The 24,651-nt window shown below is 69.9% G+C and carries 19 protein-coding genes; 10 read left to right on the forward strand and 9 right to left on the reverse strand.

Annotated elements, in window-relative coordinates:
• Positions 1 to 271: 271 nt before the first annotated feature.
• The 7 genes from ACIF6F_RS29235 (at position 272) to ACIF6F_RS29265 (ending at position 7,723) form a co-directional block, all read left to right on the forward strand.
• Positions 272 to 649: a hypothetical protein gene (locus ACIF6F_RS29235; RefSeq protein WP_399953216.1), complete on the forward strand. Its 378-nt coding sequence runs from the start codon at positions 272 to 274 to the stop codon at positions 647 to 649.
• Positions 646 to 1,464, forward strand: a complete 819-nt coding sequence (locus ACIF6F_RS29240; protein WP_399953220.1) for a DUF317 domain-containing protein — start codon at positions 646 to 648, stop codon at positions 1,462 to 1,464. The genes ACIF6F_RS29235 and ACIF6F_RS29240 overlap by 4 nt, the downstream gene beginning before the upstream one ends.
• Positions 1,465 to 1,490: 26 nt before the next feature.
• Positions 1,491 to 2,315: a DUF317 domain-containing protein gene (locus ACIF6F_RS29245; RefSeq protein WP_399953223.1), complete on the forward strand. Its 825-nt coding sequence runs from the start codon at positions 1,491 to 1,493 to the stop codon at positions 2,313 to 2,315.
• A 39-nt stretch (positions 2,316 to 2,354) separates the two neighbouring features.
• Positions 2,355 to 2,945: a hypothetical protein gene (locus ACIF6F_RS29250; protein ID WP_399953226.1), complete on the forward strand. Its 591-nt coding sequence runs from the start codon at positions 2,355 to 2,357 to the stop codon at positions 2,943 to 2,945.
• A 109-nt stretch (positions 2,946 to 3,054) separates the two neighbouring features.
• Entirely contained in the window at positions 3,055 to 4,854 is a 1,800-nt protein-coding gene (locus ACIF6F_RS29255; protein ID WP_399953229.1) for a type IV secretory system conjugative DNA transfer family protein, read from the forward strand.
• A gap of 510 nt (positions 4,855 to 5,364) precedes the next feature.
• The gene (locus ACIF6F_RS29260) at positions 5,365 to 6,594 is read left to right on the forward strand and encodes a DNA cytosine methyltransferase (RefSeq protein WP_399953483.1); all 1,230 of its coding nucleotides are present in this window, start codon (positions 5,365 to 5,367) and stop codon (positions 6,592 to 6,594) included.
• A gap of 1 nt (position 6,595) precedes the next feature.
• Positions 6,596 to 7,723: a DnaB-like helicase N-terminal domain-containing protein gene (locus ACIF6F_RS29265; RefSeq protein ID WP_399953232.1), complete on the forward strand. Its 1,128-nt coding sequence runs from the start codon at positions 6,596 to 6,598 to the stop codon at positions 7,721 to 7,723.
• 597 nt (positions 7,724 to 8,320) lie between these two features.
• On the opposite strand, the gene ACIF6F_RS29270 is transcribed toward ACIF6F_RS29265, so the two are convergent.
• Both ACIF6F_RS29270 and ACIF6F_RS29275 read right to left on the reverse strand, forming a co-directional pair.
• A complete protein-coding gene (locus ACIF6F_RS29270) occupies positions 8,321 to 9,178 on the reverse strand; it encodes a DUF5655 domain-containing protein (RefSeq protein ID WP_399953235.1) in 858 nt (285 codons plus the stop codon).
• 559 nt (positions 9,179 to 9,737) lie between these two features.
• On the reverse strand, positions 9,738 to 12,200 hold the full coding sequence (locus ACIF6F_RS29275; protein WP_399953238.1) for a DUF262 domain-containing protein: 2,463 nt from the start codon (positions 12,198 to 12,200) through the stop codon (positions 9,738 to 9,740).
• 353 nt (positions 12,201 to 12,553) lie between these two features.
• Here ACIF6F_RS29275 and ACIF6F_RS29280 point away from each other — a divergent pair, with 353 nt between their 5' ends.
• On the forward strand, positions 12,554 to 13,159 hold the full coding sequence (locus ACIF6F_RS29280) for a hypothetical protein (protein ID WP_399953240.1): 606 nt from the start codon (positions 12,554 to 12,556) through the stop codon (positions 13,157 to 13,159).
• 660 nt (positions 13,160 to 13,819) lie between these two features.
• On the opposite strand, the gene ACIF6F_RS29285 is transcribed toward ACIF6F_RS29280, so the two are convergent.
• Entirely contained in the window at positions 13,820 to 15,151 is a 1,332-nt protein-coding gene (locus ACIF6F_RS29285; RefSeq protein ID WP_399953243.1) for a class I SAM-dependent RNA methyltransferase, read from the reverse strand.
• A gap of 191 nt (positions 15,152 to 15,342) precedes the next feature.
• Positions 15,343 to 17,391, reverse strand: coding sequence for an APC family permease (locus tag ACIF6F_RS29290; RefSeq protein WP_399953247.1), 2,049 nt, complete (start codon positions 17,389 to 17,391; stop codon positions 15,343 to 15,345).
• A gap of 199 nt (positions 17,392 to 17,590) precedes the next feature.
• On the opposite strand from ACIF6F_RS29290, the gene ACIF6F_RS29295 reads away from it, so the two are divergent.
• Both ACIF6F_RS29295 and ACIF6F_RS29300 read left to right on the forward strand, forming a co-directional pair.
• Entirely contained in the window at positions 17,591 to 18,259 is a 669-nt protein-coding gene (locus ACIF6F_RS29295) for a potassium channel family protein (RefSeq protein ID WP_399953250.1), read from the forward strand.
• Positions 18,256 to 18,927 carry a potassium channel family protein gene (locus tag ACIF6F_RS29300; protein WP_399953253.1) on the forward strand — a complete coding sequence of 224 codons (672 nt, stop codon included), beginning with the start codon at positions 18,256 to 18,258 and terminating at the stop codon, positions 18,925 to 18,927. The genes ACIF6F_RS29295 and ACIF6F_RS29300 overlap by 4 nt, the downstream gene beginning before the upstream one ends.
• A gap of 109 nt (positions 18,928 to 19,036) precedes the next feature.
• On the opposite strand, the gene ACIF6F_RS29305 is transcribed toward ACIF6F_RS29300, so the two are convergent.
• From ACIF6F_RS29305 to ACIF6F_RS29325, 5 genes are all read right to left on the reverse strand, one after another.
• Positions 19,037 to 19,810, reverse strand: a complete 774-nt coding sequence (locus ACIF6F_RS29305; protein WP_399953256.1) for a DUF3159 domain-containing protein — start codon at positions 19,808 to 19,810, stop codon at positions 19,037 to 19,039.
• A gap of 3 nt (positions 19,811 to 19,813) precedes the next feature.
• Positions 19,814 to 20,224: an OB-fold nucleic acid binding domain-containing protein gene (locus ACIF6F_RS29310; RefSeq protein WP_399953259.1), complete on the reverse strand. Its 411-nt coding sequence runs from the start codon at positions 20,222 to 20,224 to the stop codon at positions 19,814 to 19,816.
• Positions 20,225 to 20,248: 24 nt separating this feature from the next.
• The gene (locus ACIF6F_RS29315) at positions 20,249 to 20,935 is read right to left on the reverse strand and encodes a response regulator (protein ID WP_399953486.1); all 687 of its coding nucleotides are present in this window, start codon (positions 20,933 to 20,935) and stop codon (positions 20,249 to 20,251) included.
• 20 nt (positions 20,936 to 20,955) lie between these two features.
• Positions 20,956 to 23,505, reverse strand: coding sequence for an ATP-binding protein (locus ACIF6F_RS29320; RefSeq protein ID WP_399953262.1), 2,550 nt, complete (start codon positions 23,503 to 23,505; stop codon positions 20,956 to 20,958).
• A 366-nt stretch (positions 23,506 to 23,871) separates the two neighbouring features.
• A complete protein-coding gene (locus ACIF6F_RS29325; protein ID WP_399953266.1) occupies positions 23,872 to 24,651 on the reverse strand; it encodes a DUF3710 domain-containing protein in 780 nt (259 codons plus the stop codon).

The following is a 24,651-nucleotide window of genomic DNA, read 5'->3' on the forward strand; positions in this document are numbered from 1 at the left end:
GCCCTCAGCCAAGTGCCCGGTCCGGACCCACCGGGCCGGACCGGGCCACCTCACCCACCGGAGCACCCACGATCACCAAGCCCCCGCAGCTCCCTGCGCCGATCACGGCAGACCGCCGTCCGCGCCTGGCCGTCTTCCTGACGCGCCGCTACCTACGCGCCGTGACCGCCGCAGCCGCCGACCGCCACCACGTACTCGCCACCGGACCCTTCGGCGTGCTGGATGAATCCCGCCGCCGATCCCCTCGCCCCTGACCACAACCGGGAGGACCATGACCGACCCCACCCCCGACCCCGTACTGCTGGCACGGCACATCGCCCAACAGATCAGCCGACTCGCCGACCACCTTGCCGTCGCGCCGCCTCGGCAGGCCGCCCAGATCCTCGGACACGTCCTGGCACCCGATGGAGTCCTCGACGGGATGACCGGCCTGGTCGCCGCCGGCTCCCGCTTCGCCAAGGACCGCGCCACCTCCGGAGCTCTGCCGCCGGAGGTGTGGCTCGCCCTCGGCCGCGCCTCGAACGATCTCGACGCCATATGCGGTGACCTCGCCGAGCACACCGATGACCTCTACCGACTCACCCAGGCCCCGGCAACCGCCACAGCGCGGCCCGTCGCATCCGCCCTGGTCGCACGGAGGCACCGGTGAAGAAGCAGCAGTGGACCGGATGGGGGCCTGCCGCCGACCAGGCCGAGCAGCACTACCTGATCGAACCCCGCCACCTCGGCGGCGGCGGCGACCCCCGCTACATCGCCGAGTACCTGCGCGCCTCCGGCTGGAGCGACCACACCCGCAGCGGCGGGCCGTACGTCTTCGACAGCCCCGACCGCACCGTGCGCATCGGCTACGACCCCCACGGCATGCCCGGCGGCTGGACCGTCTCCGGGCACGCCGTCGGCGAGCACCAGCCCGCCTGGCACGCCACGTTCACCATGGCCGTCCCCGTCGAGATCGTCGCCGGCCTCACCGACACCCTGACCAAGCCGCGCTCCGCCCACGCCCCCAACGTGTGGGCCCCGCTCGAGGAGAACGAGTGGGAGACCGAACGCGGACAGCACTTCACTGCCGTCTCCCCGGACCGCAACGCCTGGGTCCAGTACCACCAGAGCGAACCCGGCCAGGCCCACTGGTGGGCCGGAGCCCGCACCGAACACGGCCGCGCCTGGGACGCGGTGTTCACCTCCACCACCCCCCTCCACCTCGTCCAGGGCTTCGCAACGGCGCTCGCCGACCCCACCCCGGTGATGCGGCCCCGCGGGCATGTCCCCGCCACGAAGTGGATCACGACCACGTCCGTGTCCGTAAGGCCCTCCGAGCTCGGCGCATGGCAGCAGGCCCGGATCACCGCCGCCCGCGCCGCGACCTGGGCCCGCAACTCCTGGGCCGCCGCCCGCCCCCGCAAACACACCCCCACGCCCTCCGCCGGCCCTCACGCGGCAGCAGGCGCACGCGGCCGGCGGTAACCCCTGAAAGGAGACAGATCCCCTCCGTGAGCATCAGTGAGCGGCAACTGGCCGCCTTCGCCGCCGACCACAATGTCTACGGCTCACCCGTCAGCCCCCGATACCTCGCCGGCCCCGGCGACCCGCGGCACGTCACCCACACCCTGAGGTCCGCAGGCTGGACCGCCTCCTCCGACCCTCTCCGTCCGGCCCTCCGCATGGACAGCGCCGACCATTCGCTGCGCCTGGACATCAACTTCGCCGAGCACCGCTCCGGCTGGAGGGTCAGTACCGACTTCGGGCGCACCTACTGGTCGGCTTCGTTCGGCACCGCCACGCCGGTGGAGATCGTCGCCGGACTGACCGATGCCCTCATACGGCCCGAACCCAAGATTCCCGCACTCTCGGTCGCCGACATCCTCACCGCCCGCGGCTGGCAGCACACCACGGACGAGGCAGGGACGCAGACCCTGCTCTCACCGGACGGCACCGCCCAGGCGGAACTGCGCGTCTCTCCTTCGATCGGGGTGACCGGCTGGCAGTTCACCGCCGCCTCCCGTCATGACGAGTTCGGCCCCCGAGGGCTGCTGTGGCGGGCTGATTTCCGCGAGACCACCCCGCCCCACCTGCTGGCCGCCTTCACCGCCGCCGTGTGCCACCCCGCCCCCGTCCTGCGCGCCCGGTTCGATTACGTCTCCAGCCCCCACGTGAGCGTCGACGAGGAGTTCGTCATCGGCGACGCCATGGTCGCCGCCCACAAGCAGCGCCTGGCCCACGCCCGGCGCCACCGTCCCCGCCCCGTCCACCACACGCCGGGCGCGGCGGTCCCCGCGCCCGCCGCCGGTGCGACCACAGTCGGCCCCGCCCGATAGGCCCGCGGCCCTCTTTCTCTTGCAAGAAAGCCGTACCGCGTGTCCCTGCCCCCCGACGAACTACGACAGCGCTCCCTTGACCGGCTCGCCCGGTACATCACGGAGGCCGAGGAGATCCTCGCGTCCTGGGACGCCTACTCCGACCAGCACACCGACGCCGACGGCTGGCCCCACGACGCCACCGCCTACGACACCCGGCAACGCCGCCGCGACGCCGACACCTGGCGCGCCTTCACCCGGATCCGCAGCACCGCCTCCTCCTACCTGCTCACCGCGGACAGACAGCTGCGGCAGCTCCCCGGGACCGCCGCCGCACCCCAGTGGGCCTGGCAGCTGAAGGAACTGCGCACATCGCTCGACGCGATCCACACACTCCAGGCCGAGTGGCTCGCCACGCTCAACACCCCGCCAGAGCCGGCGGTGCCTGGCACCGAGGCGTGGGCCGAGACGCAGGCCGAACGCAACTCTGAGGCCTGGCACCACCTCTACACCTGGGCCGGCCACGGCCACGCCGTCCTGGACATCCACACCGACACCCAGCACCACCGGCCCCCCGCAGTCCCTACCACGACAGCGGTCGCCACCACCCCCGTTCCCCGGCCGGTCCCCATCTCCAGGAGACCCCTCTGATCGACGCCGAAGGCCCCGGCATCGAACGGTGCCTCGTCTACCCCCGCCGCCGGGGACGACACCCGCTCCCTACGGCGCCCGCTGACCTCCTCATTCTGGAACCGCCCTCTTGACCAACTCCCCCTCCAGCTCCGGAAACGACGGCTACGACATTGCCTTCAAGGCACTGCTCGGCGCCATGGCCGTCATCATCCCCGCATCCTCCCTGGCCTGGCTCGGCGGCAACGCCCTCGTCTGGGCCACCGACGCCGGCGACTGGGTGCCCTACCAGCCGGCCGCCGCCCTCCTCCACCCCGACCAGCTGTGGCCTGCCGCGGATGAGACCGCGCTGCTGATCGCCACCCGCATGCTGCCCGCCATAGTCCTCATCGCGCTCGTCCTGGGCACCCTCACCTGGTGGCGGCGTCGCACCGGCGCCGCCGGCGGAGGCAAGCGGAAACGTATCGCCGGGATGGCCAAGCGGTCCGACATCGAGCCGCTGTTGGCCAAGGCCATCACCGCCAAGGCCCGCTGCCTGCGCCCCAGCCTGAAGCACGCCAAAAGCATCGACGCCAAGGACACCGGCGTCCTCCTCGGCAACCTCCAGGGCAGCCGACACGAGGTCCGGATGGGCTACGAGGACGTGGCCGTCGCCATCATGGCGCCCCGCTCCGGCAAGACCACCTGCCTGGCGATCCCCGCCATCCTGGGTGCGCCCGGCCCGGTCCTCCTCACCTCGAACAAGGCGGCCGGTGACGCCTACACCGCCACCCTCGACGCCCGCGGCCAGGTCGGCCGGGTGTGGTCCATGGACCCGCAGCAGATCGCCCACGCCGAACGCGCCATGTGGTGGAACCCCCTCGCCGACGCCCGCACCCTCGACGGAGCGGGCCGTCTGGCCGGGCACTTCCTCGCCGCGAGCGTGGACGCCTCCCAGCAGGGTGACTTCTGGTCCAAGGCCGGATCCAACATCCTGTCCCAGCTCTTCCTCGCCGCAGCGCTCGACGACCGGCCGATCACGGACGTGATGCAGTGGCTGGCGTTCCCCGCCGACCGTACGCCGCTGGACATCTTGCGCGACCACAAGTTCACCGCAGTCGCTTCCCAGTTGAAGGGCACCGTCGAAGGCCCACCGGAAACCCGCGACGGCATCTACGAGACCGCCCGCCAGTACGCCGCCGCCCTCCTCAACAGCGAGATCGCCGCCTGGGTCACCCCGCAGAAGGGTGTGGCGGAGTTCCGGCCCGCCGAGTTCGTCACCTCCCTCGACTCGCTGTTCCTGCTCAGCAAGGACGGCGGTGGCGGCGCCTCGGCGCTGATCGCGGCGTGCGCGGACTCGGTGATGCGGGCCGCGACCGCCCAGGCCGAACGCGCCGGGGGACGCCTGGATCCGCCAATGCTGGCGATCCTTGACGAGGCCGCCAACGTGTGCAAGATCTCGGACTTGCCCGACCTGTACTCCCACCTCGGCTCCCGCGGAATCATCCCGATCACCATCCTGCAGTCCTACCGGCAGGGCCAGAAAGTCTGGGGAGACGCCGGCATGGACGCCATGTGGTCCGCGTCCACCGTCAAGGTGATCGGCTCCGGCATCGACGACCCGGACTTCGCCGACAAGCTCAGCAGGCTCATCGGCGACCACGACGTCGAGACGAAGTCCACCTCTGTCTCCGACTCGGGCAAGTCCACTTCCATCAGCATGCGGCAGGAACGGATCCTGCCGGCGGACGCCATCCGCGCGCTGCCGAAGGGCACCGCGCTGTGCTTCGCGACCGGCATGCGGGCCGCCATGCTCGACCTTCGACCCTGGTACCTCGAGCCCGGCGCTGATCAGCTGTCCGCAGCATCCGCCGCCGCATCGATGGCGATCACCGCCCGCGCCGTCGCCAAGGCCGTACCGCGCCAGTCCGACTTCGGGACCGCCGCGTGAGTGGGCCGCGGCTGCACTCGATGCCAGTCCGTTCCTGGAAGGCGAAGGTGTTCGCCACCCGGCCCTGGTCTCATGCCGAGCTGGACTCTCGGCGCCCGCCCGCAGCGGCACGTGGCCACCGGCCCGCTAACGAACGATCGGCGAATACGGCCTGTCCGGCATCGACCACTCCGCAACGCCATCGCCGCCAGCTCACTAAGACTTCTCCAATCCTGGAGATCTGCGCCGAAGGTTGCCGGTTCGTCTCCGACCACCTCGCCGAGCACTTCACGCCCGGCCCCCGCCAGACCCGCGCTCGCACAGTAGGCGCAACAGCGGCCGTCCCGGGGCAGCAGCCCTCCCTGACGGCAGGCCGCGGGCCGCGCGGTGACAGCCACATCAGACCCAGTCCCCACTGACTCACAACAGGAGGCCAACCCTGTCCCCTCCCTACCAACTCTGCCTCGCCGAGGCACTGTTTCCCCACACACAACGGCTGCTCGCCGAGCTCGCCTCGTGACTGCCTCCCCGCTGTCGGTCCTGGATCTGTTCGCGGGCGCGGGGGGCTGGAGCCACCCCCTGAAGGTATTCGGCATACGCGAGGTCGGGCTCGAGTGGGACGAGTGGGCGTGCCGGACGCGGGCCGCTGCCGGGCAGCTGACGATCCGCACCGACGTGGCCCTGTATCCGACCTGGCCCTTGGTGGGTCGGACTTCGGGATTTCTGGCGTCGCCACCGTGTCAGGCATGGAGCATGGCCGGAAGGCGGCTCGGCCTGGTTGACCAGCCGTTGGTCCACCAGGCGGTCGCCGACCTCGCGGCCGGGCGCGACACCCGCGCCGGCCTGCTCGCCGCCTGCCATGACGACCGCAGCCTCCTTGCGGCCGAGCCGATGCGCTACCTCCACGCCCTGAACGCGGTGGGGCAGCCGGAGTGGATCGCGATGGAGGAAGTCCCCGATCTCCTGCCCCTGTGGCGCCAGTACGCCGCCATCCTCAGGAGCTGGGGGTTCTCGGTCTGGACGGGCATCCTCAACGCCGCCGACTACGGCGTGCCCCAGACCCGGCGCCGGGCGATCCTGCTCGCTTCCCGTGCCCGTACCGCGGAGCCGCCGACGCCCACGCATGCACCGGTCGCGGAGCCGGAGTCGCTGTTCGGGCCGGGCCGCGAGCGGTGGGTGTCGATGGCGGAGGCGCTCGGCTGGGGCGCCACCGACCGGCCCACACCAACCGTGTGCGCTGGCGGCGGCCCGGGCGGCGGCCCTGAACCGTGGCCGTCCGGCGCCCGCAGGACACTCGCCGATGCCCGTGACCGCGGCCGGTGGAAACACCACCCTGCGCCCGGCCGCATCGAAGGGCGCACCCGGCCCGGCGGCCCGGCCGGGAGGACCACGGGAGGATCGGGCTGGTCCTGGTCGCTGCGGAGCAACAATCAGGCCAACGCCACTATCCGCACCATTGACGAGCCGGCCGGGACGCTGTTCTTCGGGCACCGCGCAAACGAATGCGTGTGGGTGGCTGAACCCACCGCCGCGGAACCGGGGGCGGGCGCCCCTTCGGATCCGGCGCCGGAGGCGATCCGTATCACCGCCGCCGAGGCCGGTGCCCTGCAGTCCTTCCCCGCCGACTACCCCTGGCAGGGCAACAAGGGCCAGCAGTTCGCCCAGATCGGCAACGCCGTCCCGCCCCGCCTGGCTGCCCACCTCCTCGCCCCGCACGTGGGCGTCACCCTCACCCGCGACGACTTCACCCTGGCCGCATAAATTGCCCCAACCCAACATCTACGACGCCGACTTCGAGCTGCTCGACATCCCGCCCGCCCCCGCCGGCCACTACGCCGAGCAGGCCCTTCTCGGCGCGCTCCTCCTCCAACCCGACCGCCTCAAGACCCTCGGCACCCTGCACCCAGCCGACTTCGCCAACGCCGGGCACCGGGCGGTGTTCCACGCTGTGATCACCCTCACCCCGCCCCCGCCCGAGGTCCACACCAGAAAGCCGGTCTGGCTCACAGCCGTTCTGGAGCAGGCCCGGCCCGCCGCCCGCGGCCTGACCGCCACCTACCTCCACCAACTCGTCAGCGCCTGCCCAGACCCCGCCCACGCACCCGCGTACGCGGCAATCGTCCGCGGCGGACACGCCCGCCGGACCCTGACCGCCCACGCCGAACAACTCGTCCACACCGCCGGCGACCGCATGCTGGAAGACCAACCCACCGCCGCCCTCACAGCCGCCGACACACTCGCAGACGTTCTGGACCACCTCGCCAGCCGGTTCCCCGCCCACTCCAGCACCCTGCCCCGCACCCCCACCCCCACCCCCACTCACCCTGCCCGCGACCCCGACCACGAGGACGTCCAAGGCGAACGCCTGCTCCTCGCCGCACTCTGCGCCCGCCCCCGCCCCGCCGAGGCCGCGCGCTGGCTCCAGCCCGGCGACTTCCTTGCCCCCTTGCACGGCCGCCTCTTCGGCTGCCTGCTTAACGTCGCCCGGCGCGGCGACCCCATCGACCCGGTCACCGTGCTGTGGGAAGCCCAGCACCAAGGGCTGATCACCCCCGCCCTGCCTCCGGCCGAACTCCTCGGCATGCTCACCGATGGCCACGGCGTGGCCACGGAGCACTGGGCCGAGGTCGTCCTGCGGCGCGCCCTGCTCGCCCGCGCCCACACCACCGGCCTCACCGTCCTCGCCTACACCCAGGACGACGCCAACACCGTCCACCAGCTCCTGGCCGGCACCCGACGCGCCCTCGCCGACCTCTCCGCCGTCCGCGCCCGCTGGCACCGCGCCACCGATCCCACCCTCCCCCGGACCACCCAGTCCGCGGTCCCGGCCTCCCCCCGGGCCGGACCCGTCCCACTCCGTCCTACAGCCACCACGCGGGCCGCCCGCTGACCGACCCGTTCCAGGCTCCGGCCGGCACCCCGCCGGCCGGAGCCCCCACCCAGAAGGCGCCGTATGCCCCAGCCAACACCCGACACGCGCATCCACTTCGCACTCCACCCCGACCATCCACCCGCCGTCACCGCCACCGTGACCGGCGCAAGGAGCACCGAGGCCCAATTCACCCTCGCCGCCCGGGGGTTCCGCGACACCGGCGCAGGCTCCATGGTGCTCGCCCGCATCGAACCGCGAAGAGCCGCAGACCCAGCAGACCGCCCAAGAACTCCACTCCAGCACGACTACGACGTCGACATCGAGCCCGCCCGCCAAGAAGAGATCGACACGGAGTGGACCTGGGTCCTGAGTCTGCAAGTCCAACGGCCGTATGGGAGGACCCGCGTACGAGGGATCACGCGGGTCCCCTGTCCGAAGATAACGCGCCCGAGTCGTGGTGCAGGCACACTCCCCGAGTGCGCCGACCATCGTCGGATCATTGGAAATCCACCGCCATCCATCCCCGAGCCGTCGAGAGGAACCATCACGAACTCAGAGCAGCAGCCCGCTTAGCGTTCCTCCAATGCCCGTGGTCTGGCCACGGGCACCGGGCCATCACGCCAGGGTGTAGCTCTGCCGGAAATAGTCGGCTGCGCGCTCCAGGTCCCGCTCCGTCTGGAGCGTCAGCTCCAGGTCGCCGGTGCCATGGTGGCCGAGCCCCGTCACATCACGCGCGAAACCGGGCACGAGGTCCACCGTCGCCGGGTCGGCCTTCAGGTAAACCAGCAGCTTGGCCTTCTTCGGCGGGACCAGGCACGCGTAATTCCGCATACGCCGGTATGCGGTGTAAGTCTGGTTCGAGACCTTCGTGAGGTCATCACCGAACGCGAGCAGGACCTCATCGACCGCCGCGGCCAACTCCGCCATCGCTTCTTCCTTCGCCGCGGTCTGCTGCACCTTCGCCGTGCCCCGGGTCCGGCTGCCAGACTTCCGCGCCGCGGCGCGGCCGGGGAAGGAGGCCACCGTCTCAAGGCCGAAGTGCTCGCCGCCGAAGTAGCGGTAGCGGACCAAGTCGATGGCGTGCCGGTGCTCGCGGACGGCGTGGATGTCGTAGCGGGTGAAGTCGCCGGCCACGCAGATCAGCCTCGGTGCGCTCCAGAGCACCTGGGCCGCGACATGGGCCCCGAGCCGGTCGCGGACCAGATGCCGAAACGTATCCCGGTGGTCGAGCAACCAAGCCATGTAGAAGAGACCCTGGTTTATGACTCCTGCGTCGATGCCGCGCTTGTACTCGACGATCACCGGTGCACCGTTCTCGTCGATGCCCAGCGAATCGATCCGGCCAGCGTGCACCGGTCCGGTGCTGTACTCGCTCGCCAGGAACCGGACCCCGAGCATGGTCTGCATGTGCCCCTCGACGAGGTCCTGCACATCGGCCTCAGCCTCAGCCAAACGCGGCACGACCTCGGTCACGCCGCTTTTCGTGTCGAACAGCTTCAGGTCAGACCCCTCCTCCTCCGTACCGAACCTCTGGCCAACACCCAGCTGTCCAAGATTGTTTCCGGCACGCAGGATGAGTCAGAATTTCCTCACGACCGACACCGTACATGCTCGGGTGCGGAGTTCGAGAGCTTGGCGAGATTGGGGCTCACTGAGCCCAGTCCAGAACGCAGAACGAAACGGCCTTCCGCGCCAGGATGGGTCCTCGCGCGGAAGGCCGCCTGTTCATGCTGGCGCACCATCAGAAAATGCGTCGGGCGGCGGTGCGTCAAACATGCGTTGCGTCGAACCTTAACAGCGGCTACACAACAGGTGCCGCTACTGCCGCAGCGGCCTCGGCAGTTCAGGTATCCAGAGCGGAGGCGGTGCCGGACCATGAGGCGCAAACAGGAAAGAGCCCACGAACCCATTACGGTGGCCGTACCCGTTCTCAGCCGGTTCCCACCGCAAGATGGTGAAGTCAGCCTAGAACTAGCGGGGCCAGTCCCCCACGGAATCCGGTTCCGCAACGCCAGTCCACTAGCCTGTGGCGTTACGCCGTTGCAACCACTCCTGCGGCATCCTCATTCTCGTAAAGCTCATCGTTCTCAATCTCCACATCGTCGACCTTGACCACCGGATCACCGCTGGAGTCAGACAGCTCAAGGCCGAGCCAGCCCTTGAGTCGTGTGTAGGCCAGACGTAGGAGGACTTCAGCCCGCTGGTCCATGAACGCCGGATCCAATTCGTCCTCACGCAGGCCCAGTGCTCGCAGGTGTGGGAGGTAGCGCGACATGGCCGCCAGGTCCTCAGTGGTCTGCACGAAAGTGAAGCCAGAACTCTTGAGGATTGACTTGGCGTCGTCGGCCGTCGAGGCACCGAGTGCCGCGTACAGGACCTTCTTCTCAGTCCAAGGCCGCGAGCTGAGGGACGCGTTCGCAGCTCGCGGCGCCAGGACCAGATTGCCCAGCTTATGTACGGCCTCTTTGTCGCTGTAGAACTCCTCATCCCACCCGCTCGTGGCCGACTGTGGCGCGATGTGTTCGATCGTGAGGTGCGTCTCGTCCTCCCAACCGTCTGCGGTGAAGCATGAGGCGACCCCCGCCTTACCTTGGATGATCAGTCCAGGATTCTCCTGATCTTCAATTGTGTCGTGATACGCAGCCAGAAGAAGGAAACGGGCCAGCGGGGGGCTAATTTTATAGAGCGGCAGCGCGGAAGCGTCTGCCAGAAACGACGCCAAGTTCGGGATGCCGCCCTTACCCTTGGGGTCCGACAAACGCGCCGCAAGTTCCTTCTTCAGCGCCTCAGCGTCGACGACCGGATCAGGCTTCGTTGCGTCGGGCTCTGCCCACTGCCGAGCGAGGGGTCCAATGCCCGTGAGTGAGTCCGCCCCGGCCATAACAGCCCGGTACTGGCTGTCGATGTTACCCGTGGTGCGGCGGGTTGCTCGCCAGAAGACCGTGAAGGCAGTGATTGCCTTGATCGCCTGCTCGAACTCGGCGATGCGCTTTTCCCTCGCCTCACCTTCGTCTGCGTGGACAGCCTCGGAGTAGAACCGCACTAGCGGCGCGATGGCAATCGTATGCTTGAGTGAATGAAGGAAGGCCAGACACAACTTCACGGTGTCCGTCATGGCGGACGCTTCTAGCCCGGGTAGCGCGCGAGGCGCGTTATTCGCAGGTTCCCAGGCATTTCCAATAAAGGCCGCAGTGTCGCGTAGGTGGCGCAGGTACGCGCTTCGGTCATCAGCCGAGTCCTTGTGGCGCTCAAATGTATCGCGCATGTAGACCCGCTGGTCCGGGAGGCGCTTAGAGAGCTTCTCTCCAGTCTCTGCCAGCGCAAAAGTGACCAGCAGGTCTCGCGTTGCGTTCTGAAGCTTGTCTCCGACGGCGAAACGGTCCAGGTAGCCCTGAACCGCCTTCATGTATTCGTATGCGCCCGAGTCCTCGTAGTCCTGAATCTTCTCTGCCATCACCACCCGAGGAAGGAAGGTCTCGAAGGCGGTCAGAGGCTCGCCCGTGGTATTCAACGACTCGAAGATCGTGAAGGCGTAGTCCTCGTCCTTGCCTTGGACGACCGTCAGAGCGATGCGGTTCAGGACATAGGCGGCAAACATGACGAGCCGCATCAGCTCGGCCTCAGGCTCGTCTTCCAACTCTCCTAGCAAAGCGCAGAGTTCGGAGTCGAGTTCATGATTGAAGAGCGCACGCTGGAACTCGATGTTGGTGGCAAGGGTTGCTAGCGACGGCAGATCCTCCAGCTCCTCGATGGACTTTCGCTGCGATAGCTTGTTCAACCCCGTGCGGATCTCGCTGTACCTCTTGATGAGGTCAACTTCGCCGTCGCCCGCGTTCTGCCGCGCAACCGGCTTGAAGTCCGTCGGATTAGAGGTTGCCGGCTCACTATCGACCAGCAATGAGTACCGGTAGATGAGGTTGGCGATCGGCGACTCATACTTCTTGAGCTTCTCGTCCCTTGCCCACTGATCATCGAAGGCTCGGATGAGGCGCGGGTAGATCGGCGTAGTTCCGAAGTTCTTTCGCTCGTAGAATGCAGCCCCGAGCATCTGCAGGATGTCACTCGTTTCCGAGTACAGGTGAGTCCGAGCGCTGTCGGTGGGATCCGGCGTCTTGCCCTTGAAGATTTTCCATGCACGCTGACGAATGAGGTTGTGCAGGCCGACCAGCAGGATCAACAGGCTTGACAAACGCTGCTGCCCATCGATCACGGTAAGGACCTTGGACGGGACTTCGGACTTGACGATCGGCTTCACCGTGACGTGGTTGACATCATGGATGGTGATGACCGTCCCCAAGAAAGTGAAGCTGTCCGGCGCCTTACCTAGGTTCTTGAGGCCGTGCAGTGTATCGTCGAGCAATTTCTCGACCTTGTCTTTGCCCCAGCCGTACGGACGCTGGTAGGGCGGCAGGTAGAGGCCCAAGCCATTGTCAGACAGCAGTTCGCGCACACTCTTGCTCTGCGCCTCGAATATCTCCTTGGCCTGCGTAGGCATCCATAGTCCCTTTGTCGTTCAGCAGGTTCGGTCTGACTAGATGTGGCACACGAGGCAAGGTGTCGTCGCCACCGTTCTCAGCAAGGACATCATCTAGTACTCCAGGCTGGTTTCGTAGCATATCCAGCACGTTCGTTGAGTGAGGGTCAGCAGCCCTGGAGGCACGAGCTGTTGGCTGGCGGCGTCTACGCCAGAGAGACCGGTGTGGCAGCCGGAGCGCAGACGAGAGGTGGGTTGAACACACGGCTCATGGGTGCCCCTCGTCGGTGTCGCCATCGTTCACGTCAGCAGGGCGCGGGCGTATCCGTACAACCAGCCCGACAGGGTGAGCAGGACCGGCTGCCGATCGGCCCATGGGTGAGCTACTTCGACGCAGCCGAGCAGGCTGGGGTCCGCGCAGGGCCCACGACCTCGCCGCGCTCGACCGTGGGCACCGCGCGGCGAGCGTCCACTTCGAGGACGCCCTCGAGCTCAGTAAGCCTGGTTTCGAGCGGGTGAAGGTCACGGACCAGGTCAGGCCGGCCGCCGCGCGGTTCGTCGGGGACAAGGCGGCGCGGGGCGCCGCCGCCACAGGCGACGCCGACCCAACGGTCCTGTGCGGGCGGGCGGAGTCGAGCGAGCTGTTGAGCCGGGAGGCGACGAGGCTGGAGTCGACGCGGGCAGCGTCGTCGAACGAGGTGCGGACCCGGGGAAGGATCTGGCCGCCGCCCGCCCGACCACCATCGCAGCCTGAGACCATCGATCGGACGGGCAAGCACCGTCGAACCGGCCGTCGCTTGCCGCACGTTGATGCCGCCGACCTGCCCGCCGCGTACAACAAACGGCGCCGGCCGCCGATGGGCATCTACCGGCGCCACCAGCCCGTGCACGGCGGCTCCAGACACCTGCGGCCCGACGAGCTGGGCGGGCTGCCGGAAAGTACAAGGGCACGGTGTTCGTCGAGGCCCGTGTCGAGCTGACCACGAGTCTGAAAGACTCGGCAGTCGACCAGAGCGCCCGGCACATCCTCGACGCCCAGCAGCTGCCCGAACGCACGGGTCCCTCGGCTCCCGCGAGCCCGTCATCAGCGGCCTTAAAACCGCCCGACGCCCCGCCTCCCGACTGTGCCCTGTACAGGCGCGGCGGCGGGCCCCAGCGTCCGGCCGGTGCTGCCGTCGCCGGGCGCTTCCCCCCACGAATCCCATCTCTGGGCGTTGCCCGCACCCTCACTCGGCACCGACAGGCCGACACTCTCCTCGGATATGAGCCCGGATCCCTGCGGCATCTAAGGCGACTACCCGCCCCTTGGACGCGTTCACGAACGCGCTGAACATCCCCCGCGCGCGGTTGCCCGGCCCACCACCGCTCCCACAATCGACTACAGAGTGTTACCACGCGCCGGAATGCCTGAGACGCCCGCAGGGCGCGGGCAGCGCGGCTTGACTGCGCGAAGGCCACCTTTCCGGCGGGACACACAGCCCGTCTCGGGAGGCGACTTTTCCGTGATGACGGCTCGTCAGAAGAAACGTTCAGCGTGCGTCAAACGTGCGTCACGCGTGCGTCACGTGCGTCAGATTTGCGTCAAGATTTCGCCCGTAACGCACGTAGCGCACATAACGCACACCTGACGAAACCGCAGGTCAGGCGCCCTTCCCGGCAGGCTCAAGGATCGCGACACACTCCATATGATGGGTCATCGGGAAGAGGTCGAAGGCTCGGAGGGTGCGGGGCTTGTAGCCGGCTTCGCGGAAGTACGCCAGGTCGCGGGCCAGGGCGGCCGGGTCGCAGGCGACGTACGCGATGCGGCGGGCCGAGAGGGAGGCCAGGTGGCGGACCGTGGCCTTGCCGGCGCCGGCGCGCGGGGGGTCCAGGACGATCAGGTCGCACTCCGTGATGCCGGTGCGCGGCAGGACCTGCTCCACCTTGCCCTGCTCGATGCGGACCCGCGGGAAGTCGGCGAGGTTGTGGCGGGCGTCCTCCACCGCGCGCTTCGTCGACTCGATGCCGAGGACCGCGCCGGTCTCGCCGAGCCGCTCCGCCAGCGCGCCCGCGAAGATGCCCACCCCGCAGTAGAGGTCCAGGGCCATCTCGCCCTTGCGCGGCATCAGGCCCTGCATCACGGCGCGGACCAGCGTGTCGGCGGCCTGGGGGTGGACCTGCCAGAAGCCGCCCATGCCGACGCGGTAGGTGCGGCCGTCGGAGCGCTCGCGCACGAAGGGGCGGCCGTGGACGCGGTGGACGCCGCCGTCCTTCTCCTCCACGCGGAGGACGGAGACCGGCTTGTCGAGCTCGACGAGCGGGAGGCGGCCGCCGGGGCGCGGGGTCAGGACGACCTGGCGGTCCTGGGAGCCGCTGGCCGCGATGGCCTCGACGGTGGCCATGTCCGGCCAGGTGCGCTTCTCGATGCCCAGTTCCGAGACACCCGGCGCCGCGATCATGCAGTGGTCGACGACCTCGACGTCGTGCGAGCGGTGCTTGCGCAGGCCCGCCCGCCCCTCCTCGTCGACGGCGTACTGGACGCGGGTGCGCCACTGCGGGACCTCGCCCGCCGGGAGCTTGTCGCCCTCGGCCGGCATGACCGTGCCGTCCCAGCCGGCCTCCTCGGGCGTCAGCCCGGCCAGCCGCTGCAGCTGCTCGGCGATGACCTCGCCCTTGAGGCGGCGCTGGGCGCCGGGCTTGGCGTGCTGCCAGTCGCAGCCGCCGCACTTGCCGGGACCGGCGTACGGGCAGGGGGCCTCGACCCGGTCCTTGGAGGCGGTGAGGACCTCCGTGGCGTCCGCGCGCAGGAAGCGGGAGTCCGCGTCCCCCTCGGTGACCGTGGCGACCACCCGCTCGCCCGGGAGCGCGTGGCGGACGAAGAGGACCCGGCCGTCCGCGGTACGGGCGATGCAGTGGCCGCCGTGCGCGACGGGGCCGACCTCGACCTCGTACTCCTCCCCGACCAGTGACTGCTTCTCGTTCTGGTTCTGCATGGTGGGGAGTGCTCCAGGGTTCAGGGGGTGGGTGGGGCGTGCGTGCAGTGGGCCGCGCACCGCCGTGAAGCGTGTGCAGTGCCGCCGGACGCGAGCCGGACGCGAATCGGATGCGAGCCGGACACGAGCCGGACGCGACCCGTCAGTCTACGTCGGGTCGCGTCCGGTCCCCAACCGCGCGGTGCGCGGCCTCAGCCCTTGCCGCTCGGCTCCTTGCGGCGCGTGTCCACGGGACCGCGGCGGACGGCGCCCGGGGCGCTCCACTCCTGCCGCTTCTTGGCCCGCTTCTTCGCCGCCTCGGAGGACGCCAGCTGGTACGGCACCGAGGTGACCATCACGCCGGGCGTGAACAGCAGGCGCCCCTTCAGCCGCAGCGCGCTCTGGTTGTGCAGCACGTGCTCGTACCAGTGGCCGACGACGTACTCCGGGATGTACACGCTGACCGCGTCGCGCGGGTTCTCGGTGCGCAGCCCCTTGACGTACTCGATCACCGGCCGGGTGATCTCGCGGTACGGCGAGTCGAGGATCTTGAGCGGTACGTCGATCCCGCGCCGCTCCCACTCCGCCTTCAGGGCACGGGTCTCGGCCGGGTCCACGCTGACGCTGAGCGCCTCCAGCTGGTTGGCGTGCAGCAGCTTCGCGTAGGCCAGGGCCCGCAGGGTCGGCTTGTGCAGCTTGGACACCAGCACCACCGAGTGCACGCGCGAGGGGCGCACGTACTCGTCGGGGCGCTCCTCGGCGGCGGCGATCTCGGCCGCGACCTTGTCGTAGTGGCGCCGGATCGCGGACATCGTCGCGTAGAAGATCAGCATGCCGAGCAGGGCGACCCACGCGCCGTGCGTGAACTTCGTGGCGAGGACGACGACCAGCACGAGGCCGGTGAAGGTGGCGCCGAAGGCGTTGATTCCGCGCGAGCGGTGCATCCGGCGGCGGGCCGCCGGGTCCTGCTCGCTCCTCAGGTGGCGGTTCCAGTGCCGGACCATGCCGATCTGGCTGAGGGTGAAGGAGACGAACACGCCGACGATGTAGAGCTGGATCAGCTTGGTCGAGTCGGCGTCGTAGATCCACACCAGCAGGATCGCCGCGCCCGCGAGCAGCACGATGCCGTTCGAGAAGGCGAGCCGGTCGCCGCGGGTGTGCAGCTGGCGCGGCAGGTAGCGGTCCTGGGCGAGGATCGAGCCGAGCAGCGGGAAGCCGTTGTACGCGGTGTTCGCGGCCAGGAAGAGGACGAGCGCGGTGGCGGCGGCGAGCAGGACGAACAGGAAGCTGCCGTCGCCGAAGACGGCCTCGGCGACCTGGGAGATCACCGGGTCCTGCACGTAGTCGGGGCCGACCGGCACGCCGTTGACCAGCAGGTCCTGCGCGGGCTTCTCCGCCATCCGCACGTCGGTGGCCATGGCCAGGCCGATGATGCCGCAGAACATGGTGACGGCCAGGGCGCCCATGAGGGCGAGGGTGCTGGCGGCGTTCTTGCTCTTGGGCTTGCGGAAGGCCGGGACGCCGTTGCTGATGGCCTCGACGCCGGTGAGGGCCGCACAGCCGGAGGAGAAGGCCCGCAGCAGCAGGAAGACCAGCGCGAAGCCGGCGATGCCCTGGTGCTCGGCCTTGATCTCGAAGTCGGCCGTGGGGGCCTTCATGGTGTCGTCGAGGACGAGTCCCCGCCAGGCTCCCCAGGCGATCATCAGGAAGACGCCGGCGACGAACACGTAGGTCGGGATCGCGAAGAGCTTTCCGGACTCCTTGACGCCGCGCAGGTTCATCAGCGTCAACAGCAAGATCATTACGACCGCGCTGAGCACTTTGTGCTCGATGACGAAATGGACCGCGGAGCCGAGGTTCTCCACTCCCGAGGAGATGGAGACCGCGACGGTCAGCACGTAGTCGACGAGCAGGGCGCTTGCGACGGTGAGTCCGGCCTTCGGCCCGAGATTGGTGTTCGCGACCTCGTAGTCGCCTCCACCGCTGGGATAGGCGTGGACATTCTGCCGATACGACGCGACCACCGTGAACATCAGCACCACGACCGCGAGCGCGATCCAGGGGCTGTAGTGGTACGCCGACACGCCCGCGATGGAGAGGACGAGGAGCACCTCACCCGGGGCATATGCCACGGAGGAGAGCGGGTCGGACGCGAACACGGGGAGTGCGATGCGCTTCGGGAGGAGCGTTTCACCGAGGCGGTCGCTGCGCAGCGCCCGGCCGATCAGGATCCGTTTGGGCAGGTCGGTCAGTTTGGACACGGAGAGGATGTTAAGCGTTCGAAAAGAGCGCTGACCAACCACCACCCGAACCCTGCCCCAATTACGCACCACCACCGCACAAGAGGTCACACTGGTGACCGCCCGTGTGTAGCTTGGGCCATGGTCTGAGACCCTGTGAAGCCAGAGGATCACCCGGGCGGAACGGGGTCCGAAACTATTGACAGCCGGAAGGACGGCCGTGCACATCGTCATTATGGGCTGCGGAAGAGTGGGCTCGGCCCTCGCGCAGACCCTGGAGCAGCAGGGGCATACGGTCGCCGTCATCGACCAGGACCCCACGGCGTTCCGTCGGCTGGGATCGGGCTTCGGCGGCCGTCGCGTCACGGGCGTGGGCTTCGACCAGGACACCCTGCGCGAGGCCGGCATCGAGGACGCGGGTGCCTTCGCCGCGGTCAGCAGTGGTGACAATTCCAACATCATCGCGGCCCGCGTGGCCCGCGAGATGTTCGGTGTGGAGAACGTCGCCGCCCGCATCTACGACCCGCGGCGCGCCGAGGTCTACCAGCGCCTGGGCATCCCGACGGTGGCCACCGTCCGCTGGACCGCGGACCAGATGCTGCGGCGCCTGCTGCCCTCCGGCGCGGAGCCGCTGTGGCGCGACCCGAGCGGCGGCGTGCAGCTCGCCGAGGTGCACGCCTCCCCGGCCTGGATCGGCCACAAGGTCAGCAGGCTCCAGGACGAGACGGGTGTGCGCGTCGCGTTCCTCACGCGGCTGGGCGAGGCCATGCTGCCGAGCTCCCAGACCGTGCTGCAGGAGGGCGACCTGGTGCACGTGATGATGCGCACGGACGAGATCGCCAAGGTCGAAGAGGCGTTCGCGCAGGGTCCCGAGGAGGCACACGCATGAGGGTCGCGATCGCCGGAGCCGGCGCCGTGGGCCGCTCCATCGCGGGCGAGCTGCTGGAGAACGGGCACGAGGTGCTGCTCGTCGACAAGGCGCCGACCGCCATCTCGGTCGAGCGGGTGCCGCAGGCGGAGTGGCTGCTGGCCGACGCCTGCGAGATCACCTCGCTGGACGAGGCCGCGCTGCAGCGGTGCAACGTGGTCATCGCGGCCACCGGTGACGACAAGGTGAACCTGGTCGTCTCGCTGCTGGCCAAGACCGAGTACGGGGTGCCGCGCGTGGTGGCCCGCGTGAACAACCCCAAGAACGAGTGGCTGTTCAACGAGTCCTGGGGCGTGGACGTCGCAGTCTCGACCCCGCGCCTGATGTCCGCCCTGGTCGAGGAGGCGGTGAGCGTCGGTGACCTGGTGCGCCTGCTCCGCTTCAGCCACGGCGACGCCAACCTGGTCGAGCTGACGCTGCCGCCGGAGTCCCCGATGGCGGGCGTGCGGATCAGCGAGATCAGCTGGCCGCAGGACACCTCGCTGGTGACGATCATCCGCGGCAACCGGGTGCTCACCCCGCACCCGGAGGAGAGCCTGGAGGCCGGCGACGAGCTGCTGTTCGTGGCCGCGCAGGCCCGCGAGGAGCAGCTGGAGGAGCTGCTGAACGCGGAGCGCTCCGCGGAGTAGGCCCCTGGCCGCCGTACGTGAGGAGGGCCCCCGGAACCGATCGGCCGATCGGTTCCGGGGGCCCTCCTCACGTACGGCGGCCCTCGTCGCGTATCCGGACCGAGCCTCGCTACGCCTCCCGGCGCCGCGCGGCCGCGGCGGCCTCCTTGCGCTGCCGCTCGGCCTCCTCCTCCGCCTCCATCTCGGCGAAGACGTCGATCGGCGGCGGGGCCTTGGCCAGGAACACCCAGGTGAAGTACACGGCCAGCACCATCGGCGGCAGCTTGAGGGCGATCAGCACCCAGCCGAGCTGCGTCGTGTCGCCCCACCAGTACAGCGGGAAGAGGATGGCGTACTTGGCCAGGAAGATCAGGCCCCAGGCCAGGCTGGCCTTGGTGTACGCGGCCTTGCGGCCGGGGTTGCGGGTGCGCCAGGAGAGGTTCTCCCGGAAGATCGGCCCCAGCACCACGCCGAGCAGCGGGAAGCCCACCAGCGCGGAGACGGTGAAGGCGACGCCGAGCCCGGCGCCGTAGATCATGCCCGGCAGGTAGAAGTCCTTGGCGTTGCCCGTGAACATGGCGAAGGCCACGCCGAAGCCCACGCCGAAGACGCCGCTGAAGGCGTGCTTGACGGTGTCCCTGCGGGCCAGCCGCACCACGACCAGCACGAGGGCGACCGCCACCGCGGCGATGGCGGAGAGCTTGAGGTCCTTGTTGACCGTGTAGATCCCGACGAAGAGCAGGCCGGGCAGCATGGTCTCCAGCGTGCCGCGGATCCCGCCGAAGGCGTCGAAGAGCGCCGCCTGCGTCACGGCCCTGGCGTCGGCGTCCGGGTCGGTACCGGGCGCCCGGTCGCCCCGGATGTCCTCCGAGCCCTCGTGGCCCTTTTTGTCGAGTGACGTCACCGGCTAATGCTCCTGTCCGAGCGGTCGGAGTTCGTACTTCGGATTGAAGAGCACCCGGCGGCCGTGGCTCATCGAGATGCGGCCGGAGGCGATCATCTTGCGGCCCGGTTCGATGCCCACGATCGAGCGCCTGCCGAGCCAGACCACGTCCAGCGCGGCGGAGCCGTCGAACAGCTCCGCCTCCAGGGCCGGGACCCCGGCCCGCGGTCGCAGGGTGACGGTGCGCAACGTACCAGTCACCTTGACTATCTCGCGGTCGTGGCAGTCACAGATACGGGTGCACCCCGCGGCCTCCGCGTCCTCCTGGAGCTCCGCGGAGTGCAGCTCCTCCTGCGAGGAGGACAGCCGCTCTATCATCCGGCGGAAGCGCCCGGCAGGCTTCGCGGGCTTCTCGGAACGAGGTACAGCACTCATACAGGAAGCCTACCGGCGCGGGGGTCACCTCTCGAAGCGGTATCCCATGCCCGGTTCGGTGATGAAGTGGCGGGGGTGCGCCGGGTCGGCCTCCAGCTTCCGGCGCAACTGCGCCATGTACACGCGGAGGTAGTTGCTCTCGGTGCCGTAGGACGGTCCCCAGACCTCCTGGAGCAGCTGCTTCTGGCTGACCAGGCGTCCGCTGTTGCGGACCAGCACCTCCAGCAGGTGCCACTCGGTCGGGGTGAGGCGCACGTCCCGGCCGTCCCGGCTGGCCTTCTTGGCGGCCAGGTCCACGGTGAAGCCGGCGGTCTCGACGGTCACCTCGTCGCCGCCGCTGCCGGGCACCGGTTCGGCCCGGCGGACGGCGGCGCGGAGCCGGGCCAGCAGCTCGTCCATGCCGAAGGGCTTGGTGACGTAGTCGTCGGCGCCGGCGTCGAGCGCCTCGACCTTCTCGTCGGAGCTGTGGCGGGCGGAGAGGACCAGGATCGGGACCCGGGTCCAGCCGCGCAGCCCCTTGATCACCTCGACGCCGTCCATGTCGGGCAGGCCGAGGTCGAGCACGACCACGTCGGGGTGCCGGGCGGCGGCGAGCTCCAGGGCGGTGGCCCCGTCGGGGGCGGCGTCGACCTGGTACTTGCGCGCCTTCAGGTTGATCACCAGGGCCCGTACGATCTGCGGCTCGTCGTCCACCACGAGCACCCGCGTCATGGAGATCCTGCTTTCTGTCGTCATCGCACTACCACGTCATCCTCCACTGCCGCCTGTGACGCGGCGCGGTCACGGGTGACGGCCGGCAGGCTCAGCACCATCGTGAGCCCCCCGCCCGGGGTGTCCTCGGCGGCGAGTGAGCCGCCGATGGCCTCGGTGAAGCCCCGCGCCACGGCGAGCCCGAGGCCGACCCCGGCACCGCGCGGGGCGTCCCCGTACCGCTGGAACGGGGCGAAGATCCGGTTCTTGGCCTCGTCGGGCACACCGGGCCCCCGGTCCACCACGCGGACCTCGACGCGGCCGCCGAGGGCGCTGGCCTTCACCTGGACCGGCGTCCCGGCGGGGCTGTACTTCACGGCGTTCTCGACCACGTTGGCCACCGCCCGCTCCAGCAGCCCCGGGTCGACGGCCACCATCGGCAGGGTCTCGGGGATGTCGAGCTCGACGCTGCCCTCCGGTACGCCGCCCAGCGCCATCGGCACGACCTCGTCCACGTCGATCTCGCGGATCAGCGGCGTGACGGTGCCGGTCTGGAGCCGGGACATGTCCAGGAGGTTCCCGACCAGGTGGTCGAGGCGGTCGGCGCCGTCCTCGATGCCGGCCAGCAGCTCGGCCCGGTCCTCCTCCGACCACTCCACGTCGTCGGACCGCAGCGAGCTGACCGAGGCCTTGATGCCGGCGAGCGGGGTGCGGAGGTCGTGGCTGACGGCGGCGAGCAGGGCCGTGCGGATGCGGTTGCCCTCGGCCAGCTCCCGGGCCTGCTCGGCCTCGCCGACCAGCCGCTGCCTGTCGAGGACGACGGCGGCCTGGGCGGCGAAGGCGCCGAGGACGCGCCGGTCCTCGGCGGGCAGCACCCGGCCGGACAGTGCGAGGGCCATGTTCTCGCCGACCGGCATGTCGACGTCGGCGTCCTCGGGGCGCTCCGCAGGGTGGGGCCCGACGCTGGCCGCCGGGGTCCAGGGCTCGACCTCGCCGTCGCGTTCGAGCAGGGCCACGGACTCCATCGCGAAGGTCTCGCGGACGCGTTCCAGCAGGGCGTCGAGGGTGGTCTCGCCCCGCAGCACGCTGCCGGCGAGGAAGGACAGCACCTCGGACTCCGCCCGCAGCCGGGCGGCCTGGTGGGTGCGCCGGGCGGCGAGGTCCACGACCGAGGCCACCGAGGCGGCGACGGCGAAGAAGACGCCGATGGCCAGGATGTTCTTGGGATCGGCGATGGTCAGCCGGTGCAGGGGCGGGGTGAAGAACCAGTTGAGCAGCAGCGAGCAGAAGGCCGCCGAGGCCAGGGCCGGCACCAGTCCACCCAGCAGCGCGGCGGCCACGGTGAGGGCGAGGAAGAGCAGCATGTCGTTGGCGAGGCCGAGATCGGTGTCGACATGCGTGAGCAGCAGGGCGAGCAGGGTGGGCAGGACCACGCCCACCACCCAGCCGGCGATGATCCGGGTACGGCTGAGCCGGGCCTTGCGGCTGACGGGCAGCCCCCGGCCCTTGGCCACCTCGTCGTGGGTGACGATGTGCACGTCGAGGTCGGGCCCCGACTCACGGGCCACCGTCATGCCGACGCCTGGCCCGAACACGTACTGCCAGGGCCTGCGGCGGCTGGAGCCGAGGACGATCTGGGTGGCGTTGACACCCCGGGCGAACTCCAGGAGGGCCTCGGGAACGCTGTCGCCGATCACATGGTGGAACGTTCCGCCAAGATCCTCGACCAGGGTCCGCTGGACCGCGAGCTCCTTGGGCGACGCGGAGGTCAGGCCGTCGCTGCGGGCGACGTAGACGGCGAGCACCTCCCCGCCGGCGCCCTTCTCCGCCAGCCGTGCGGCCCGGCGGATGAGCGTACGTCCCTCCGGGCCGCCCGTGAGGCCCACGACGATCCGCTCCCGGGCCTGCCAGGTGCTGCGGATGCCGTGCTCGCCCCGGTACTGCCGGAGGTACTCGTCGGCCCGGTCGGCGGTCCACAGCAGCGCCAGCTCGCGCAGGGCGGTGAGGTTGCCGGGCCGGAAGTAGTTGGAGAGGGCCGCGTCGACCTTGTCCGGCTGGTAGATGTTGCCGTGGGCCATCCGGCGGCGCAGCGCCTGGGGCGACATGTCGACCAGCTCGATCTGGTCCGCGCGTCGCACCACCTCGTCCGGCACGGTCTCCCGCTGCCGCACCCCGGTGATGGACTCCACGACGTCCCCGAGGGACTCCAGGTGCTGGATGTTGACGGTGGAGACCACGTCGATGCCGGCCCGCAGCAGCTCCTCGACGTCCTGCCAGCGCTTGGGGTTCCGCGAGCCCGGCACGTTCGTGTGCGCGAGCTCGTCCACCAGGGCTATGGCGGGCCGCCGGGCGAGCACGGCGTCCACGTCCATCTCGGTGAACACGGTGTCGCGGTACGCCAGCTCCCGCCGCGGCACCTGCTCCAGCCCGGCCAGCATCGTCCGGGTGCGCTCCCGCCCGTGGTGCTCGACGAACGCCACGACGACGTCGGTGCCGCGCTCGACCCGGCGGTGGCCCTCGGAGAGCATGGCGTAGGTCTTGCCCACGCCCGGTGCCGCGCCGAGGTAGATCCGTAGCTTGCCGCGTCCCATGTCCCTATTGTCTTTCACGCCCTGGAAACCCACCGTTGCGGGGGGTCGGCTCCGGGCCGCCCACCTGGGGGCGGAGGCCGAGCCGCAGGAGGGTCGACGGGGGCGCTCCCGGAGGATGTCGCTTTCCGGACCATCCGAGGAAACCTCGGTTCCGCGGCGTCCGGGCCGCTGTTGACGCCCTTCATACGCCGACGGCCGCGCCCTTGACGACTTCCTGACGCCGCACGGCCGTCCTCGGGTACGCCGATGGGCCGCACCCCCGGAGCGGGGGTACGGCCCATCGGCGTGAAAGTGCCCGTACGGCGCCGCCTGCGGGCCCCTGAGGGCCCGTCGGCGCCCGGTGCGGGACCAGGGCGAGGGCGACGGCTAGCGGACCTCGGTGATCTCCGGGCCGCGCTCCAGCTGGCCCATGCCGCCGGAGAAGCGGGAGCCCTCCTGGTCCTCGGTCTGCACGCCGTCCGGCACCATCTGCGCGTCGTTCGGCAGCTTGAGGACGATCGGGTCGCGCGGGGCCATCGGGCCCTCGCCGCGCACCACGACGGTGTCACGGAAGATCTGCTCCAGCAGACCGGCGGCCTCGGGCTGCACCGCGCCCTGGCCGGAGATCACACCGCGCAGGAACCAGCGGGGGCCGTCGACACCGACGAACCGCACGAGCTGGACGCCGCCGGTGCCGTCCGGCAGCTGTACGGGGACCTGCGCGCGCAGCTCCCAGCCCAGCGGGCCCTCGACCTCGTCCACGATGCCGCCCTGCTGGGTGATCCCCGAGGCGATCTCGTCGCGGACCTCGCCCCAGATGCCCTCCTTCTTGGGGGCGGCGAAGGCCTGGAGCTGGATCGCGCTGTCGCGCAGCACCACGGTCGCGGCGACGATCGCGTCCCCGGCGACCTCCACGCGCAGCTCCATGCCCTCGACACCGGGCACGAAGATGCCGCCCAGGTCCACGCGGCCCTCGCCGGGCGCGCCGACCTCTGCGATGTCCCACGGGCCGTCGGGCCGCGGGGCCGGCGGCAGGTTCACCCTGCGCTGCTCGCCCGCGGCGAGCCCGGCGAGCTCATCGGCGTCCTGCTCGACGCCGTCGACGACCTGCTCGGCCTCGCCCGCCACACTCTCGGCGGCGCTGCTCTTCTTGCGACGTCCGAACAC

Origin of the sequence: Streptomyces sp. NPDC086023, from assembly GCF_044540325.1 — a bacterium.
GTDB lineage: Bacteria > Actinomycetota > Actinomycetes > Streptomycetales > Streptomycetaceae > Streptomyces.